The sequence below is a fragment of the Streptomyces sp. JJ38 genome, from assembly GCF_019303475.1.
GTDB lineage: Bacteria > Actinomycetota > Actinomycetes > Streptomycetales > Streptomycetaceae > Streptomyces.
The window spans coordinates 149,631-166,689 of the sequence record NZ_JABLSI010000004.1 but is presented as its reverse complement, the minus strand read 5'-3'; the positions used below and the strand labels follow the sequence as shown (position 1 = coordinate 166,689).

Sequence of the window (17,059 nt, the reverse complement as noted above, 5' to 3'; positions counted from 1 at the left end):
GGACCGGGGAGAACACACCATGACGATCCAGCTCACCGGGCTCACCAAGACCTTCGGTGACTTCACCGCCGTCCACCCCCTCGACCTCACCGTCCCGGAGGGCTCGTTCTTCGCGCTCCTCGGTGCCTCCGGCTGCGGCAAGACGACGACCCTGCGCATGATCGCCGGGCTGGAGGACCCCAGCGCGGGGTCCATCGTGCTCGACGGCACCGACATCACCCACCAGCCGGCCCACCGGCGCCCGGTCAACACCGTCTTCCAGAGCTACGCCCTCTTCCCCCACCTCGATGTCCGCGACAACATCGCCTTCGGGCTGCGCCGCCGCGGTGTGAGGTCCGTGGGCAGGCAGGTGGCGGAGATGCTCGACCTCGTCCAGCTCGGTCACCTCGCCCGCCGCAGGCCCCGCCAGCTCTCCGGCGGCCAGCAGCAGCGCGTCGCCCTCGCCCGGGCCCTGATCAACAAGCCGCAGGTGCTGCTCCTGGACGAGCCGCTGGGCGCGCTCGACCTCAAGCTGCGCCGCCGGATGCAGCTCGAACTCAAGCGCATCCAGACCGAGGTCGGCATCACCTTCGTGCACGTCACGCACGACCAGGAGGAGGCCATGGCGATGGCCGACACCGTCGCCGTGATGAACGGCGGGCGGGTCGAGCAACTGGACACCCCCGCCGGGCTCTACGAGAGCCCGCGGACCGCCTTCGTCGCGAACTTCCTGGGCACCTCCAACCTCATCGAGGCCGAGGTGCTCTCGGTGGGCGTGACCGAGGCCCGGGTCAAGGCCGTGGGCCAGCCGCTCCGCCTGCCCGCCGCCCGCCTCCCCGAGGGCTCCGAGGCCGCGCGGCGGCTGCTCGTCGGCGTCCGGCCGGAGAAGATCGCCCTCACGCCGGTCGACGGGGGCAGCGCGGAGAGCGCCGCTGACGCCGTCCCCGCCGAGCGCAACCAGCTCACCGGCCGCATCGCCGAGGCCAGCTATCTCGGCGTCTCGGTCCAGTACGTCGTCGAGGTGCCCGGCTGCCCGGAACTCGCCGTCTACCAGCAGAACATCGAGCGCGACCCCCGGCTCGTCCCCGGCGCCGAGGTCGTCGCGCACTGGAGCCCGGCCCACACCTTCGGCATCGGAGCCGACGCCGCGTCCGGGCGGGCTGCGCGGCCCGCCGACGCCGACGAGGAGGCGGCATGACGGCTCTGGCCACCGCCCCCACCGAGCGGCCGAAGGCCCCGCCCGAGCTCCCGGCCCGCACCCCGCGCCGCGGACTCACGCCCTACTGGCTGCTGCTCCCGGCCGCCCTGTGGCTCGCCCTGTTCTTCGTCGCCCCCCTCGTCTACCAGGCCTCCACCTCCGTGCAGACCGGCTCCCTGGAGGAGGGCTACCGCGTCACCTGGCACTTCGCCACCTACTGGGAGGCCCTGCGGGACTACGGCGAGCACTTCCTGCGCTCCTTCGGCTACGCGGCCACCGCCACCGCGCTCTGCCTCGTGATCGGCTACCCCCTGGCCTACCTGCTGGCCTTCCGCGCCGGGCGCTGGCGCAACGTGCTGCTGGTCATGGTCATCGCGCCGTTCTTCACCAGTTTCCTCATCCGCACCCTCGCCTGGAAGACGATCCTCTCCGACGGCGGCCCCGTCGTCGGCGCCCTGGAAGCGCTGCACGTCCTCGACGTCACCGCCTGGCTCGGGCTGACCGGGACCGACCGCGTCCTGGCCACCCCCCTGGCCGTCGTGTGCGGACTGACGTACAACTTCCTGCCGTTCATGATCCTCCCCCTCTACGCCTCCCTCGAACGCGTCGACCCGTCCCTGCACGAGGCCGCCCGCGACCTCTACGCCCGCCCGGCCACCACCTTCCGCCGGGTCACCTTCCCGCTCTCGCTCCCCGGTGTCGTCGCCGGGACCCTGCTCACGTTCATCCCGGCCTCCGGCGACTACATCAACGCCCAACTCCTCGGCTCCCCCTCGGAACAGATGGTGGGCAACGCGATCCAGAAGCAGTTCCTCAACGTCCTGGACTACCCCACCGCCGCCGCCATGTCCTTCCTGCTCATGGCTCTCATCCTGATCATGGTCAGCGTCTACATGCGCAAGGCCGGAACGGAGGAGCTGGTCTGATGGCCACCACCGCCCCGCGCCCCGTGCGCCGCCGGCCCGCGCCGCTGCGCTGGCTGCGCCGCAACGCCGTCGTCCTCGCCGGCGCGGCGACCCTGTGCTATCTGCTGCTGCCCAACCTCGTGGTGCTGCTGTTCTCGTTCAACAAGCCCGCGGGCCGCTTCAACTACGAGTGGCGCACCTTCTCCACGGACGCCTGGACCGACCCCTGCGCCGTCGCCGACATGTGCGGCTCCCTCGCCCTCAGCCTGCAGATCGCCGCGCTCGCCACCCTCGGAGCCACGCTCTTCGGCACCCTGGCCGCCTTCGCCCTCGCCCGGCACCGCTTCCGCGGCCGGGGCGTGGCCAGCGGGCTCATCTTCCTGCCCATGGCGATGCCCGAGGTCGTGATGGCCGCCTCGCTCGGCACGCTCTTCCTCAACATGCGCTTCGAGTTCGGCTTCACCACCATCCTCATCGCCCACGTCATGTTCTGCCTGAGCTTCGTCATCGTGGCGGTCAAGGCCCGGGTGGCGAGCATGGACCCCCGGCTGGAGGAGGCCGCCCGCGACCTGTACGCCGGGCCCGTGCAGACCTTCCTGCGTGTCACCCTGCCGCTCGCCGCCCCCGGCATCGCGGCCGGAGCGCTCCTCAGCTTCGCCCTGTCCTTCGACGACTTCATCGTCACCCAGTTCAACTCCGGCCCCTCCACCGTCACCTTCCCGATGTTCGTGTGGGGCGCCGCCCAGCGCGGCCTGCCCGTCCAGGTCAACGTGATCGGCACGGCGATGTTCGTCCTCGCCGTCGGCATCGTGCTGGCCGGACAGCTCGCCGCCAACCGCCGCAGGAGGACCCCATGACCCGCCGCCGGGCCGCCGTCGCGGCCGCCACCGACCCCGCCGAGCGCGCTGCCCTGCGCTCGCTGGCCGGTGCCCGTCCCCTGCCCTTCTGGCTGGACGACCCCGAGCACCGCCCGGCCACCGCCCCCGCTCTCGTCGGGGACGAGCGCTGCGACCTGCTCGTCGTCGGCGCCGGATACAGCGGACTGTGGACCGCGCTGCTCGCCAAGGAACGGGACCCGGACCGCGACGTCGTCCTCATCGAGGCCCGGGAGACCGCCTGGGCCGCCTCCGGCCGCAACGGCGGCTTCTGCGCAGCGTCCCTCACCCACGGCCTCGCCAACGGGGCCGCCCGCTGGCCCGCGGAGATCGAGACCCTGGAGAAGCTCGGCCTGGCCAACCTCGACGCCATCGCGGAGGCCGTCGAACGCTACGGCATCGACTGCGACTTCGAGCGCACGGGGGAGATCGACCTCGCCACCGAACCCCACCAGGTCGCCGAACTGCGCGAGACCGCCGCCGAGGCCGAACGGCTCGGGCTCGGCAGGTACACCTTCCTCGACCGGGAGGCCGTCCGCGCCGAGATCGACTCCCCGACGTTCCTCGCCGGGCTGTGGAACCACGACGGCGTCGCCATGCTGCACCCCGCCCGGCTCGCCTGGGGCCTGCGCCGCGCCTGCGAGGAGGCGGGCGTCCGCCTCTACGAGCACACCCCGGCAAAGGCGCTGGCAGGCGACGCCGAGCACGTCGGCGTCCGTACGCCCTACGGGCGGGTGCGGGCCCGCCGGATCGCGCTCGGCACCAACGCCTTCCCCTCCCTGGTGCGCCGGGTGCGCCCCTACGTCGTCCCCGTCTACGACTACGCCCTGATGACCGAACCGCTCAGCCCCGAGCAGCTCGCGGCGATCGGCTGGCACCACCGGCAGGGGCTGAGCGACAGCGCCAACCACTTCCACTACTTCCGGCTCACCGCCGACAACCGCGTCCTGTGGGGCGGCTACGACGTCCTCTACCACTACGGCAGCCGCATCCACCCCGACCACGACCAGCGGCCCGAGACGTTCCGGACCCTCGCCGAGCACTTCTTCCGCTGCTTCCCCCAGCTGGCCGGGGTGCGCTTCACCCACCGCTGGGGCGGGGTCATCGACACCTGCTCCCGCTTCTCGCCCTTCTTCGGCACGGCGCACGGCGGCCGGCTGGCCTACGCGGCCGGGTACACCGGCCTGGGCGTCGGCGCCACGCGCTTCGGCGCCGAGGTGATGCTCGACCTGTTGGACGGGGAGCGCACCGAGCGGACCGCCCTGGAGATGGTGCGCACGAAGCCGCTGCCGTTCCCGCCCGAGCCGGTGCGCTGGGCGGGTATCGGCCTCACCCAGTGGTCGCTGGCCAGGGCCGACGCGAACGGCGGTCGGCGGAACCTGTGGCTGCGGGCCCTGGACCGGATGGGCCTGGGCTTCGACAGCTGACGGCCGCGACGTTGGCGGGCGACGGCGGCGGCCGGTCCGCCAGCACTGGCCCGGTGGCCCCGGTCCGGTGGCCCGGTCCGTCAGCCGATCCGGGCCGCGCGATCGCCGGTGTCCACGGGAGTCGTGGAGGCGTCGCCCGCCTCGGCCGCCCGGCGCACCTGGTCCGCGGTGAGCGCGTAGCCGGTGTCCGGATCGCTGACGGACCGCGCGAACACCATTCCGTAGACCCGGCCGTCCGGAGCGAGGAGCGGGCCGCCGGAGTTGCCGGGCCGGACCGTGCCGCGCAGGGGGAAGACCTCGCGGGTGACGACGCTGCCGCCGTAGATGTCCTGCCCGCGCGCGGTCACCTCCCCGGCCACCGTGGCCGCCCGCAGGTCCAGCCCGCCGTTCTCCGGGTAGCCGGCCACCACGGCCGGATCGCCGCGCGAGCCCTCCGCGGTGAACTCCAGCGCGGGCGCCGTCAGCTCGGGCACCCGCAGCACGGCGATGTCGATGTCGGGGTCGAAGTGGACGACGGTGGCCCGCAGGGCCGGGCCCACCCCGCCGACCCGCACGGTGGGCCGGTCCACCCCGGCCACGACGTGGGCGTTGGTCATCACCCGGCGTTCGGAGTAGACGAATCCGCTGCCCTCCTGCCCCTGCCGCCGCCCGTCCACGAGGGCCACACCCTCCACCTTGACCGAGCTGCGCTGCGCGGCGACGGTGGCCGCGTCGGTGACGGCGTCACCGGTCGGCTCGGGCACTCCGGTGACCGGCTCGCTCTCGAAGGGGTTGAACACCTGCGGGAACCCGGCGGTGGTGAGCGCTTCGGTGGCCCGGCTGAACCAGGTGGCGGCCTGCTGGGGCATCCGGCCGTCCACGGCGCGCAGGACCGCCGAGCCGCGGATGGACTGACTGACGTCCGGCGAGGGGGAGGCGACGAGCGCGCTGGCGGCGACCCAGCCCACGAGCAGGACGGCCACCGCGTTCGCGAGGGCGCCCCCGGCGCCGTCCAGCCAGCGCACCGGACGCCAGCGCAGGACATCCCGCAGTTCCCAGCCGAGCCGGGAGGCGAGCAGGTGACCGGCCCCGGCGGGCAGCAGCACGGTCAGCACGGCCGTCGCCGTCGCCGCGCCGCTGCCCTCCTGGACGAGGCCGAGGGTGAAGGGCAGCAGCCACACGCCCACGACGGCGCCGCCCAGGAAGCCGGCCAGCGCCACGAGGGCCGTGACCAGGCCCCGCTGATAGCCGGCCACGGCGAAGGAGGCCACGGCGAGCAGCAGTACCACGTCGAGCAGGTTCATCGGCGCTCCTCCTCCGTGGCCCGCCGCCAAGGGCCGGGGCTTGCCTCACCGCCTCCGGTACAACGCCTCGCGGCCGTGCCCCGTTCCCGGCGGCCGCGGGTGTGCCGCCGTGGCGGCCTGGTGGGTCGGCCTCAACGCACCTGGACGTCGGTGAGCACGGCCCGGTGGTCGGTGCCGGGCAGGTCGAGGAACCGCGCCCCGACCGGGGTGAGCCGCTCGCTCAGCAGGACGTGGTCGATCTGGACGCCCAGCAGTGGCGCGGTGGCCGCCGGCCAGGTCGGCGTCCGGGAGTGGCCGAGGCCCCGGGCGGCGTCCCGCAGCCCGGTGTCGAGGATGGCCCGGAAGGCGGCGTGGTCCTGGGAGGCGTTGAAGTCGCCGGCGACGATGGTGCGGGCCGTGCCCCGGCGCTCGGCGGCCCGCCGCACGGCGTCCAGGTCCCGTTCCCAGGCGTCCATGGAGCCGAGGCGCGGCGGCATGGGGTGGACGACGTGAACCCGCACGGGCACGCCCGCCACGTCCGCCACGGCGCTCGGCATCGACAGCTGGCCGGGGATCTGCCCCACCTCGCTGAGCGGGTAGACGCTGAGCAGGGCTGAGCCCTCGGCCGGTTCGTTCCCGCGGATGACGCGGTGGGGGTAGGCCCGCCGCAGCCCGGGGGTGTTCAGGGCCTCGGCGCAGCGCCGGTCGCACTCCTGGACGGAGACCAGGTGCGGTCGCTCCCGGCGCAGGACGTCGAGCAGGCCGCCGGTGGCGTTGCCGAACTCGAGGTTGGCGCTCAGGACCCGGATCTGTGCCCTCGGTTCACCGGAGGGCGTCGTGACCGCCGGGCCGTAGGGCTGGAGGAACCAGGCGGTCGTGCCCAGGACGGCCAGCGCCCATCCGCTCAGCAGCGGGCGGCGGGCCAGGACGGCGACGGCGAGGGCGATCCAGCCGGGGACGAGGAACCACGGCAGGAAGGCGAGGAGCTGGGGGAGGGGCATGGGCCCGTCCCAGCCCAGGGCGCGGGCGCTCAGGCCGGCGCTGGGCGGCAGCAACAGCAGCGCGGTGAGCCCGGCGACCGGCCGGAGGCGCCGCCGTCCGCGGCGGGAAGCGGACGGCGGCACGCACTCGGCCGCGGGCATGGGTTGGGGCTTGGGAACCAGCCTGGCGTTCGTCGGCTGGTCATACTCTTGTGTCCGCACATCCCTGATCGTGCACCATCACCGGCGGCGGACGGCGGACCTCACCCTTGTGCCATGTCCGGCATGCCGTTCAGCATGTCGCCCCACCCTGCCTGGATCATCGTCTGGAAGGCCCATGTCCCCCCGCTGCGGACGAGGATGTCGGCGTACGTCATCTGCTGGCCCGGCCCGTCCTCGCCTGTCACGGTCATCGTCGATCGGGTGAACACGACGACGAGCGCGGGGCTGAGGAAGACGGGTGTGCGTTCGGAGGTGAAGGTGAGCTCCCGCCACCGTCGGCCGCCTCGCCCATGACCCGCGTCATCGTCGCGGTGAACCGCTCACGGTCCCACTGGCCGGTCCAGGCGTTGCCGGAGGAGTCGTCGCTGACCAGGTTGAGCGGGAAGACGGCCGCGTCGCCCATGGCCGCGACGTCGCCCTTGCCGCTGGCCGCGTCGTACTCGGCGAACCACGCCTCCAGGCTGGCGCGCTCCTCCGCGGTGGGGGAGTGGCCGGTGAGGCGGGCGTTGAGGTCGTAGTGGAACGTCATGCTGGCTCCCCCTGAATGTAGTCAAACTTGATGACCTTGGGAGGGTAAGGCTCCGTAGGGCTGCTAGTCAAACTTGATTACAAGCCCCTCGGGAACGACCGAGGGGCCCCGGCTCGTGCTGAACCGGGGCCCCTCGGCCTGCTGTCCCCGACCGTCAGGTGAGCGGGGAGATCGCGGTGGGCGCGTGGCCCGGCTCGGTGGCGAGCTCCTCGAACTCGTTCACCTTGTCGATGTCGTTGCCGCTCATGGAGATGTTGGTGATCCGCTCCAGGATGGCCTCGACGACGACCGGCACGCGGTGCTCGGCGGCCAGCTTCTTCGCCTGCTCGAGGGCGGCGCCCAGCTCGGCCGGGTCGGTGACGCGGATGGCCTTGCAGCCCAGACCCTCGGCGACCTTCACGTGGTCCACGCCGTAGACGCCGATCTCCGGCGAGTTGATGTTCTCGAACTCCAGGTTGACCTGGAAGTCGATCTCGAACATCCGCTGGGCCTGGCGGATCAGGCCCAGGTAGGAGTTGTTCACCAGCACGTGGACGTAGGGGATCTTGTGCTGGGCGCCGACCGCCAGCTCCTCGATCATGAACTGGAAGTCGTAGTCGCCGGAGAGGGCGACGACCTGGGTGTCCGGGTCGGCGGTGGCGACGCCGAGGGCCGCCGGAACGGTCCAGCCCAGCGGGCCGGCCTGGCCGCAGTTGATCCAGTGCCTCGGCTTGTAGACGTGCAGCATCTGGGCGCCGGCGATCTGCGACAGACCGATGGTCGTGACGTAGCGGGTGTCCGGCCCGAAGGCGCGGTTCATCTCCTCGTAGACCCGCTGCGGCTTCATCGGGATGTTGTCGAAGTGTGTACGCCGCTGGAGCGTGGCCTTCTTCTCCTGCGCGGAGGCCGCCCAGGCGCTGCGGTCCGCCAGCTTCCCGGCCGCCTTCAGTTCGCGGGCGACCTCGACGAACAGCTCCAGCGCGGGCTTGGCGTCGGAGACGATGCCGTAGTCGGGGGCGAACACCCGGCCGATCTGCGTCGGCTCGATGTCCACGTGGACGAACGTGCGGTCCTTGGTGTAGACGTCCAGGCCGCCGGTGTGGCGGTTGGCCCAGCGATTGCCGATGCCCAGCACGAAGTCCGACTCCAGGAACGTCGCGTTCCCGTAGCGGTGCGAGGTCTGCAGGCCGACCATGCCGACGTTGAGCTCGTGGTCGTCGGGGATGGTGCCCCAGCCCATGAGGGTCGGGATGACCGGGACGCCGGTCAGCTCGGCGAACTCGACCAGCAGGTCGGAGGCGTCGGCGTTGATGATGCCGCCGCCCGCGACGATCAGCGGGCGCTCGGACTCGCCCAGCATGCGGATCGCCTTCTCGACCTGCCTGCGGGTCGCGGCGGGCTTGTGCACCGGCAGCGGCTCGTAGGTCTCGGGGTCGAACTCGATCTCCGCGAGCTGCACGTCCAGCGGCAGGTCGATGAGGACCGGGCCGGGGCGGCCGGAGCGCATGAGGTGGAACGCCTGCTGGAAGGCGCCGGGCACCTGGGCGGGCTCCAGGACGGTCATCGCCATCTTGGTGACCGGCTTGGCGATGGACTGGATGTCCACGGCCTGGAAGTCCTCCTTGTGCAGCCGGGCGGTGGGCGCCTGGCCGGTGATGCACAGGATCGGGATCGAGTCGCCGATCGCGGAGTACAGGCCGGTGATCATGTCGGTGCCGGCCGGGCCCGAGGTGCCGATGCACACACCGATGTTCCCGGGCTTCGTGCGGGTGTAGCCCTCGGCCATGTGCGAGGCGCCCTCGACGTGCCGGGCGAGCTTGTGCTCGATGCCGCCGCTGGCGCGCAGCGCGGCGTAGAGCGGGTTGATCGCCGCGCCCGGCACACCGAAGGCGGTGTCGATGCCTTCACGCTTGAGGATTTCAACGGCCGCGCGGGCGGCGGTCATACGAGGCATTGATGCTCCTGGGTCGACCGTGCATGGCTTTTCCGTATTACGGAATACACGTTCTGAATTATGGAAAACAATGTACGGCGGGCTTCAACAAACCGTCAACCCCGGGTCGGTGCGACGGCAGGGGAGCGCGCGGGAGGAGAGGGGCGGACGGCGATGGTGCCGCTGGGGCGCGAGCCGTGCGGACCGGACGGCCTGACGGCCCAACGGCCCCGCGACGCGGCGTACGCGGGCCACGGGGTCGTGGACGGGCTCGGGGTGCGGCCCGCGTCGGGGCGCGGGCCCGGGGGCCGGGCGGAGCGGGCTCAGGCGCGGGTGGTGACCAGTGCCTGAGCCGCGTCGTTGACCGGCTGCGGAGTGCCCGTCAGGTCGAGGACGAACAGGGGGACGCCGATCGCCTCGGCGCGGGTGGACGCCTCCTGCTCGTACCCGGCCAGGGCGAAGCAGACGGCCCTCGCGGAGCCGTGCATCCCCGTCAGCCACACCGTCTCCACGGTGGACGCGTCGATCGGCGTCGTCGACGGGTCGATGTGGGCGACGACGCCCCGTCCGCGCAGGTCCACACCGGACGCCGGAGGCGTGTGCGCCATCACGATGTCGGTGAAGCCGAGCCAGCGCAGGTACTGCGCGGCGGCCAGCACCGCGTCGCGTGCGGTGCGGATGGTCACGGGCGTGAAGACGGGCGGGTCGGTCGGTGAACCCCCGACCGGTCCACCGACCGCCTCCGGCCCTCCGGCGGACCCCGTCCGGTCCACCGGCAGGACGAGCAGAGCGCCGCAGGGGCAGCACACCTCCGGCTGCGGCCAGTCGTCGCTGCGTCCGCAGGCTCCGCAGGGAACGGCCACCCAGGAACCCGCCCAGGTGCGCCGCCTGATCCGCGTCGGGGTGCCGCCGGGTGCGAGGGACAGCACCACCGCGGCGCCGCAGGGACACGGGTAACTGGGCGGAACGTAGCGGTGCTCACGCCGGCAGACGGGGCACCGTACCGACCTGTTCTCGCTCATGTCCGCCATCGGTCCATGGTCCCTGAAACGGCCGGGCCCCGCAGGCGAACGCGGGGCCCGGTGGGGAAGTAGAGCGCCCGAGGGTGCGAGGCTGGGCGCGACAGGACGTTCGCGCCCCCGGGCGGGCTTCAAGGGCAGTCGACGGGCGTCGAGTTGTGTCCCGCACCGCCGGCCACCCCTCGTCCACGGGCCGGCGGTGCGGGACTGCGCTCAGGCTGACCTCCCAATCAGCCTTCGCGCAGCTCGCGCACAGCCTCCTCGACGCGCTGGCCGTAGTCCGGGTCGGCGGCGTGGAAGTGGGCGAGGTTCTTCTCCACGACATCGTCGCGGGTCACCTGGGACAGACCGCCGGCGATGTTCGCCACCAGGCGGCCCTTCTCTTCCTCCGACATCAGCCGGTAGAGCTCACCGGCCTGGAAGAAGTCGTCGTCCTTGGCGTGCAGCGGGGCGGCGTGGGTGCCGGTGTGGCCCACCACGGCGAACGGGGCCGCCAGCGGCTGACCGGTCTCCACCGGGCCGCCGTAGGAGTTGGGCTCGTAGTTCTTCGCGTCCCGGCCCTGGGCGTTGGTGGCCATGAAACCGTCCCGCCCGTAGTTCTCCGCCGTGGTCGCCTTCGGCGCGTTGACCGGGAGCTGGGTGTGGTTGACACCCAGGCGGTACCGGTGCGCGTCGGCGTAGGCGAACAGCCGGCCCTGCAGCATCTTGTCCGGCGAGGGGCCGATGCCGGGCACGAAGTTGTTCGGCGAGAACGCGGACTGCTCGACCTCGGCGAAGACGTTGTCCGGGTTGCGGTCCAGGACGAGCCGGCCCACTCGCTGCAGCGGGTAGTCGGAGTGCGGCCACACCTTGGTCAGGTCGAACGGGTTGAACCGGTACTCCGCGGCCTCGGCGGCCGGCATGACCTGCACGTACAGCGTCCAGGACGGGTGCACGCCCCGCTCGATGGCCTGGAGCAGGTCCGTCTGGTGGCTGTTCGGGTCCTGCCCGGCCAGCTCGGCGCCCTGCTCGCTGCTCAGGCAGCGGATGCCCTGGTTCGTCTTGAAGTGGTACTTGACGAAGAAGGCCTCGCCCTCGGCGTTGGTCCACTGGTAGGTGTGGGAGCCGTAGCCGTTCATGTGGCGGTAGGAGGCCGGGATACCGCGGTCGCCCATGAGCCAGGTGACCTGGTGCGTGGCCTCGGGGGCGTGGGCCCAGAAGTCCCAGACGTTGTCCGGCTCCTGCTTGCCGGTGAAGGGGTCGCGCTTCTGCGAGTGGATGAAGTCGGGGAACTTCAGCGGGTCCTTGATGAAGAAGACGGGGGTGTTGTTGCCGACGAGGTCGTAGTTGCCCTCCTCGGTGTAGAACTTCACGGCGAAGCCGCGGGGGTCGCGCACGGCGTCGGCCCCGCCGAGGCTGTCCGCCACGGTGGAGAAGCGGAGGAAGACCTCCGTGCGCTTGCCGATGGTGTCCAGGAACGCGGCCCGCGTGAAGCCGGTGACGTCGTCGGTGACCTCGAAGTGGCCGTAGGCGCCGGAGCCGCGGGCGTGCACGACCCGCTCCGGGATGCGCTCACGGTTGAAGCGGGCGAGCTTCTCCAGGAGGTGCTGGTCCTGCAGGAGGATCGGACCGCCGACGCCGGCGGTGGCGGAGTTCTGGTTGTCGGCGACCGGGGCGCCGGACTCGGTCGTCAGCGTGGGCTTGGACATCGTGACCTTCCGTACGTGAGCGCGGAAGGGGACTTCCGCGGATGTGGAGCGTAAGGACGGCTGCGGCAGCACGTCAACAGTTTGTTGAAATTCCGGGTGGCGGCGCCTGGGCGCGACAGGACAGGTTGTCAGCGCCGCCACCCGGAGGCTGGGGGTCCCGCTTGGGCGGCTCAGGCGACCTGGTCGCCCGAGAGCCGCTCGACGGCGCGCAGCAGCGCGGAGTGGTCCAGGCCGCCGTCGCCCTGGGCGCGCAGCGAGGCGACGAGCTGGGCGACGACCGCGCCGACCGGCAGCGCGGCGCCGACGCTGCGGGCCGCGTCCGTGACGATGCCCATGTCCTTGTGGTGGAGGTCGATGCGGAAACCGGGCTTGAAGTCGCGGTTCTTGAAGTTGTCCTTCTTGCGCGACAGCACCGTGGAGCCGGCGAGACCGCCGTTGAGGACCTCCAGGGCGGCCTCCAGGTTCACGCCGGACTTCTCCAGGAAGACGACGGCCTCCGCGCAGGCCTGGATGTTGACGGCGACGATGAGCTGGTTGGCGGCCTTCACCGTCTGGCCGGCGCCGTGCGGGCCGCACAGGATGATGGTCTTGCCCAGCGCCTCGAGGATCGGCTTGGAGGCGTCGAAGACGTCCTGCTCGCCGCCGACCATGATGGACAGGACGGCCTCGATCGCGCCCGCCTCGCCGCCGGAGACGGGGGCGTCGAGCACCTTGAGGCCCTTGTCCGCCGCGGCTGCGGCCTCGGCCACCGCGATGGAGGTCTGCGGGGTGATCGAGGACATGTCGATGATCGTGGCGCCCTGCTTGGCGTTCGCGATCACGCCGTCCTCGCCGAGGATGACGGCCTTCACGTGTGGGTCGGCGGGCACCATCGTGATGACCACGTCGGCGTCCTCGACGGCCTCGGCGATCGAGCCGGCGGCGGTGCCGCCGTTGGCCGCGAGCCGGTCCAGCTTCTCCTGCTCGAGGGTGAAGCCGGTGACGGAGTAGCCGGCCTTGATCAGGTTCTCGGCCATCGGCGAGCCCATGATGCCCAGGCCGACCCAGGCGATCTTCGGAAGGTTGCTGCTCATGTGTTCGGTGCCTTTCGGTGCCGTGCGGGAGGGGAAGCGGGAGGAGCGCGGTGCTCAGTTCGCGGGGGCGGGGCGCAGCGGGGCGGGCAGCCATTCGAAGCTGCCGGCGCTCGGCGCGTCGCCGGGCTTGTACTCCAGGCCGACCCAGCCGCTGTACCCGGCCTTCTTCAGGCGGTCCAGCAGGTCGGTGAAGTCCAGGTCGCCGGTGCCGGGGGCGCCGCGCCCCGGGTTGTCGGCGATCTGCACGTGGCCGGTGACGGCGGTGTACTTCTCGATCACCTCGGCCAGGTCCTCGCCGTTCATCGACAGGTGGTAGAGGTCCATCAGGAACTTGGCGTTCCCCAGGCCCGTCGCGGCGTTGACCTTCTCCACGACCTCGACCGCGGCCGGTGCGCTCACCAGCGGGTACTTCGGTGACTCGGGCTGGTTCAGCGCCTCGACCAGGAGGATCGCCCCGACCCGGTCCGCCGCGCGGGCGGCGGTCGTCAGGTTCTCCAGGGCCAGCTCGTCCTGGGCGGCCGGGTCGACGCCGTCCACCCGGTTGCCGTAGAGGGCGTTGAGCGCCTTGCAGCCGACGGAGGCCGCGAAGTCGGCGGCGACGTCGACGTTCGCCCGGAACCTCTCCGACTCCTCACCGGGCACCGAGAGGGCGCCGCGGTCGGGGCCGGGGAGCTGTCCCGCGTAGAAGTTCAGCCCGGTGAGCTGCACTCCCGCGTCGTTGAGGGCGTCGCGCAGGGCGTCCAGCTCGGCCTGCTCCGGCGTCGGCGTGTCGATCCACGGCCACCACAGCTCCACCGCGGTGAAGCCCGCGGCTGCGGCGGCGGCCGGCCGCTCGAGCAGCGGGAACTCGGTGAACAGGATCGACAGGTTCACTGTGAAGCGTGTGTCCGTGTAACCCATGAGGGGAGACCCGACTCCTTCCCTGGTCCTTCCGTATTGCGGAAGTCAGTTTCTATCTGATGGAAGATTGCAGTCGGCTTCGCGTCGCTGTCAAGTGGGCGTCCGAAATGTGCCGATGGTGGCCACGGGGCGGCGCGGTACGTTGAGCCGGTGCGATTGAAAGTGGAATTCACGACAGAGCCGTTCGATCTGGACGAGGCTCCGGAGCACGCGGTGGTGGCACGCGAGGTCGTGCAGCGCGCCGGTCTGGACGCCGTCGACGTCGGCCCGTTCGGCAATACGGCCGAAGGGGCCGCGGACGAGGTGCTCGCCGTGGTGAACGAGATGCTACGCCGAACCCTTGCCTCGGGGGCGACTCGTGTGTCATTGCAGGTGAATTTGGTCGAATCCGACGACCGGGAGCCGGGTGACGCATGAGTAGCTTGGGCGAACACCCATTCACCACGGCGGTCAAGCCGCTGGTCGACGCGATGGGCGGCGAGATCATCGGCGTCGACGACGCCACCGAGGCCGACGTCGTGCTGGCCTGGGAGGGCGAGGACGTCCTGGCCGTCCGGCTGCCCCACCTCTCCGAGTCCCTCGACCACATCCTGGCCGGGCTCGAGCGCGCTCAGGGAAAGCCGCTGAGCGAGCTGGACCGGAAGTCGAAGCAGCGCGTGGTGCGGCTGCTGGAGTCGCGCGGCGCGTTCTCCGTGCGCCACGGGGTGGAGACCGTCGCCACCGCTCTCGGGGTCAGCCGGTTCACGGTCTACAACTACCTGAACCGGGAAGCCGGCAAGTAGGCCCGCGCCCCCGCGCCCCGCGTCGGGGCGCGGGGAACTGCGCGAGTGGCCACGGCGCACCCGCGGTCGGCGACGCGCCGGCAGGGAAGCCTCTGTCCCGAGGTCCGGGCTCCGGGGTCCGGGGTCCGGAGCCGGGGGCGCCCGGCGCTGCGCTTGCCAGCCCTGCGCCTTCGCGCGGACCTCCCAAGCGCGGGGGCGCGTGAGGCGCGGGGGAAGCCCGCGGCGAAAAAGTTCAACAAAGTGTTGACGGGAGGTTTCCCGGCGGCTTAGCTATTGCGCAGCCCACCCGCACCACGGCCAGAGAGGCTCCCGTGACTTCGAGTACGGCACCGGGGCTGACCCGGTTCAACACCGCCGAGGAGGGCGACGCCCGCGCGGCGCTCCACGAGGTCTGCGCCTCGACGACCTGGGTCGGCAAACTGCTCGCCCAGCGCCCGTACGCCGACGCGGCGGCCCTGTTCACCGCCAGCGACGCCGCCATGGCCGAGCTGAACGCGGAGGACCTGGCCGAGGCGATGGCCGGCCATCCGCCCATCGGCCGGCCGAAGCCCGGCGACCCGACCTCCTCGCGCGAGCAGCGCGGGATGTCCGGGGCCTCCGAGGAGCTCAGGGCGGAGATGCTCGAACTCAACCTGGCCTACCAGGACAAGTTCGGCCATGTCTTCCTGATCTGCGCCACCGGACTGACCGGTGAGGAGATGCGCGACGCGGTACGCGCCCGGATCGACAACACGCCGGAACGGGAGCGGGAGAACGTCCGCACCGAACTGGTGAAGATCAACCGCATCCGGCTGACCCGTCTCGCACAAGGAGGCTGACCATGAGCACCACGACGACCGCGTCGGTGTCCACGCACATCCTGGACACCAGCGTCGGACGGCCCGCCGGCGCAGTCGCCGTCCAGCTGTCCGTCCGCAGCGGTGCCGACGGCGCATGGGCCGCGCACGGCGCGTCGAGGACCGACGACGACGGGCGCTGCAAGGACCTTCCGGCCCTGCCGGAGGGCACGACCCACGTACGGCTCTACTTCGAGGTCGAGCCGTACTTCTCGACCAGGCAAGCCGAGGAACAGCAGGACGCCCCCCGCGTAAGGGACAGCGGTGTCTTCTTCCCCGAGGTGGCGATCGTCTTCGCCGTGACCCCGGGCGAGCACTACCACGTACCGCTGCTGCTCAACCCGTTCGGCTACTCCGTGTACCGAGGGAGCTGACACCCGACATGACTGCTCATTCCCGCCCCGCCCGTCCTGTGATGCTCGGACAGAACCAGTACGGCAAGGCCGAGAACCGCGTCGTCAAGATCACCCGAGACGGCGACACCCACCACATCAAGGACCTCAACGTCTCGGTCGCCCTCTCCGGCGACATGGACGACGTCCACTACTCCGGCTCCAACGCCAACTGCCTGCCGACGGACACCACCAAGAACACGGTGTTCGCCTTCGCCAAGGAACACGGCATCGAGTCGGCCGAACAGTTCGGCATCCACCTGGCCCGGCACTTCGTCGAGTCGCAGCCGGCCATCGAGCGGGCGCGTATTCGCATCGAGGAGTACGCCTGGGACCGCATCGAGACCTCCGACTCCGGCCAGCGCTTCATCGGCGCCGAGGAGGTCCGCCACTCCTTCGTCCGCAAGGGCCAGGAGATCCGCACCGCGCAGGTGACCTACGACGGCGAGCGCTTCGAGGTCCTCTCCGGCCTCAAGGACCTCACCGTCATGAACTCCACCAACTCGGAGTTCTGGGGTTACGTGAAGGACAAGTACACCACCCTCAAGGAGGCGTACGACCGGATCCTGGCCACCGAGGTCGCCGGCTGGTGGCGGCACAACTGGACCGGCGACGACCAGCGCATGCCCAACTGGGAGCGCAGCTACGCCCAGGTCAAGCGGCACATGCTCGACGCCTTCGTGGAGACCTACAGCCTCTCGCTGCAGCAGACGCTGTACCAGATGGGCACCCGGGTCCTGAACAGCCGCGGCGAGATCGACGAGATCCGCTTCTCGCTGCCGAACAAGCACCACTTCCTGGTGGACCTGGAGCCCTTCGGCCTCAAGAACGACAACGAGGTCTACTACGCGGCCGACCGCCCCTACGGCCTCATCGAGGCCACCATCCTGCGGGACGGGGTCGAGCCGCGCATCCCGGTCGACATGACCAACCTGTAAGCAGCCCGCACCGGCCGCCCACCCGGGCGGCCACTCGGGCCCCCTGACGCAGCGCCGGCGTCATCGATCCTGGGGGGAGAGCGGGGGCATTCTGCGCAGAATGACAGATTCCGGACCCGGTCGGCACCCCGCTCGACCCCCG

The 17,059-nt window shown here is 71.5% G+C and carries 16 protein-coding genes and 1 pseudogene; 9 read left to right on the top strand and 8 right to left on the bottom strand.

Annotation, left to right across the window (positions count from 1 at the left end; genetic code table 11):
- Positions 1–19: 19 nt before the first annotated feature.
- The 4 genes from HPT28_RS03425 to HPT28_RS03410 are packed head-to-tail and all read left to right on the top strand — an operon-like array spanning position 20 to position 4,384.
- On the top strand, positions 20–1,177 hold the full coding sequence (locus tag HPT28_RS03425; RefSeq protein ID WP_219089049.1) for an ABC transporter ATP-binding protein: 1,158 nt from the start codon (positions 20–22) through the stop codon (positions 1,175–1,177).
- Complete coding sequence (locus HPT28_RS03420; RefSeq protein ID WP_219089048.1) at positions 1,174–2,103, top strand: ABC transporter permease; 930 nt, start codon at positions 1,174–1,176, stop codon at positions 2,101–2,103. Before HPT28_RS03425 ends, HPT28_RS03420 begins: the two co-directional genes overlap by 4 nt.
- Positions 2,103–2,939 carry an ABC transporter permease gene (locus HPT28_RS03415; protein ID WP_219089046.1) on the top strand — a complete coding sequence of 279 codons (837 nt, stop codon included), beginning with the start codon at positions 2,103–2,105 and terminating at the stop codon, positions 2,937–2,939. Before HPT28_RS03420 ends, HPT28_RS03415 begins: the two co-directional genes overlap by 1 nt.
- A complete protein-coding gene (locus HPT28_RS03410; RefSeq protein WP_219089044.1) occupies positions 2,936–4,384 on the top strand; it encodes an FAD-binding oxidoreductase in 1,449 nt (482 codons plus the stop codon). Before HPT28_RS03415 ends, HPT28_RS03410 begins: the two co-directional genes overlap by 4 nt.
- A gap of 80 nt (positions 4,385–4,464) precedes the next feature.
- On the opposite strand, the gene HPT28_RS03405 is transcribed toward HPT28_RS03410, so the two are convergent.
- The 8 genes and pseudogenes from HPT28_RS03405 to HPT28_RS03370 form a co-directional block, all read right to left on the bottom strand.
- On the bottom strand, positions 4,465–5,667 hold the full coding sequence (locus HPT28_RS03405; protein WP_219089042.1) for a MarP family serine protease: 1,203 nt from the start codon (positions 5,665–5,667) through the stop codon (positions 4,465–4,467).
- Positions 5,668–5,798: 131 nt separating this feature from the next.
- Complete coding sequence (locus HPT28_RS03400) at positions 5,799–6,848, bottom strand: endonuclease/exonuclease/phosphatase family protein (protein WP_308119055.1); 1,050 nt, start codon at positions 6,846–6,848, stop codon at positions 5,799–5,801.
- 41 nt (positions 6,849–6,889) lie between these two features.
- Positions 6,890–7,377 (bottom strand): annotated as a pseudogene (locus tag HPT28_RS03395) (nuclear transport factor 2 family protein).
- A 154-nt stretch (positions 7,378–7,531) separates the two neighbouring features.
- Positions 7,532–9,310: a glyoxylate carboligase gene (gcl, locus tag HPT28_RS03390; RefSeq protein ID WP_219089040.1), complete on the bottom strand. Its 1,779-nt coding sequence runs from the start codon at positions 9,308–9,310 to the stop codon at positions 7,532–7,534.
- Between the two features lie 302 nt (positions 9,311–9,612).
- Positions 9,613–10,311 (bottom strand): hypothetical protein, encoded by a 699-nt coding sequence (locus HPT28_RS03385; RefSeq protein WP_219089038.1) that lies wholly within the window; start codon positions 10,309–10,311, stop codon positions 9,613–9,615.
- 227 nt (positions 10,312–10,538) lie between these two features.
- Positions 10,539–11,996, bottom strand: coding sequence for a catalase (locus HPT28_RS03380; protein ID WP_219089036.1), 1,458 nt, complete (start codon positions 11,994–11,996; stop codon positions 10,539–10,541).
- A 170-nt stretch (positions 11,997–12,166) separates the two neighbouring features.
- Positions 12,167–13,069 (bottom strand): 2-hydroxy-3-oxopropionate reductase, encoded by a 903-nt coding sequence (locus HPT28_RS03375; RefSeq protein ID WP_219089034.1) that lies wholly within the window; start codon positions 13,067–13,069, stop codon positions 12,167–12,169.
- Between the two features lie 54 nt (positions 13,070–13,123).
- Complete coding sequence (locus HPT28_RS03370; RefSeq protein ID WP_219089032.1) at positions 13,124–13,969, bottom strand: TIM barrel protein; 846 nt, start codon at positions 13,967–13,969, stop codon at positions 13,124–13,126.
- A gap of 150 nt (positions 13,970–14,119) precedes the next feature.
- On the opposite strand from HPT28_RS03370, the gene HPT28_RS03365 reads away from it, so the two are divergent.
- From HPT28_RS03365 to pucL, 5 genes are all read left to right on the top strand, one after another.
- Complete coding sequence (locus tag HPT28_RS03365) at positions 14,120–14,386, top strand: thiamine-binding protein (RefSeq protein WP_219089030.1); 267 nt, start codon at positions 14,120–14,122, stop codon at positions 14,384–14,386.
- A complete protein-coding gene (locus HPT28_RS03360) occupies positions 14,383–14,751 on the top strand; it encodes a helix-turn-helix domain-containing protein (RefSeq protein WP_219089028.1) in 369 nt (122 codons plus the stop codon). The genes HPT28_RS03365 and HPT28_RS03360 overlap by 4 nt, the downstream gene beginning before the upstream one ends.
- Before the next feature lie 311 nt (positions 14,752–15,062).
- Complete coding sequence (gene uraD / locus HPT28_RS03355) at positions 15,063–15,569, top strand: 2-oxo-4-hydroxy-4-carboxy-5-ureidoimidazoline decarboxylase (RefSeq protein WP_219089026.1); 507 nt, start codon at positions 15,063–15,065, stop codon at positions 15,567–15,569.
- Between the two features lie 2 nt (positions 15,570–15,571).
- Complete coding sequence (uraH, locus tag HPT28_RS03350; protein ID WP_219089024.1) at positions 15,572–15,961, top strand: hydroxyisourate hydrolase; 390 nt, start codon at positions 15,572–15,574, stop codon at positions 15,959–15,961.
- An 8-nt stretch (positions 15,962–15,969) separates the two neighbouring features.
- Positions 15,970–16,917, top strand: coding sequence for a factor-independent urate hydroxylase (gene pucL / locus HPT28_RS03345; protein WP_219089022.1), 948 nt, complete (start codon positions 15,970–15,972; stop codon positions 16,915–16,917).
- Positions 16,918–17,059: the final 142 nt, after the last annotated feature.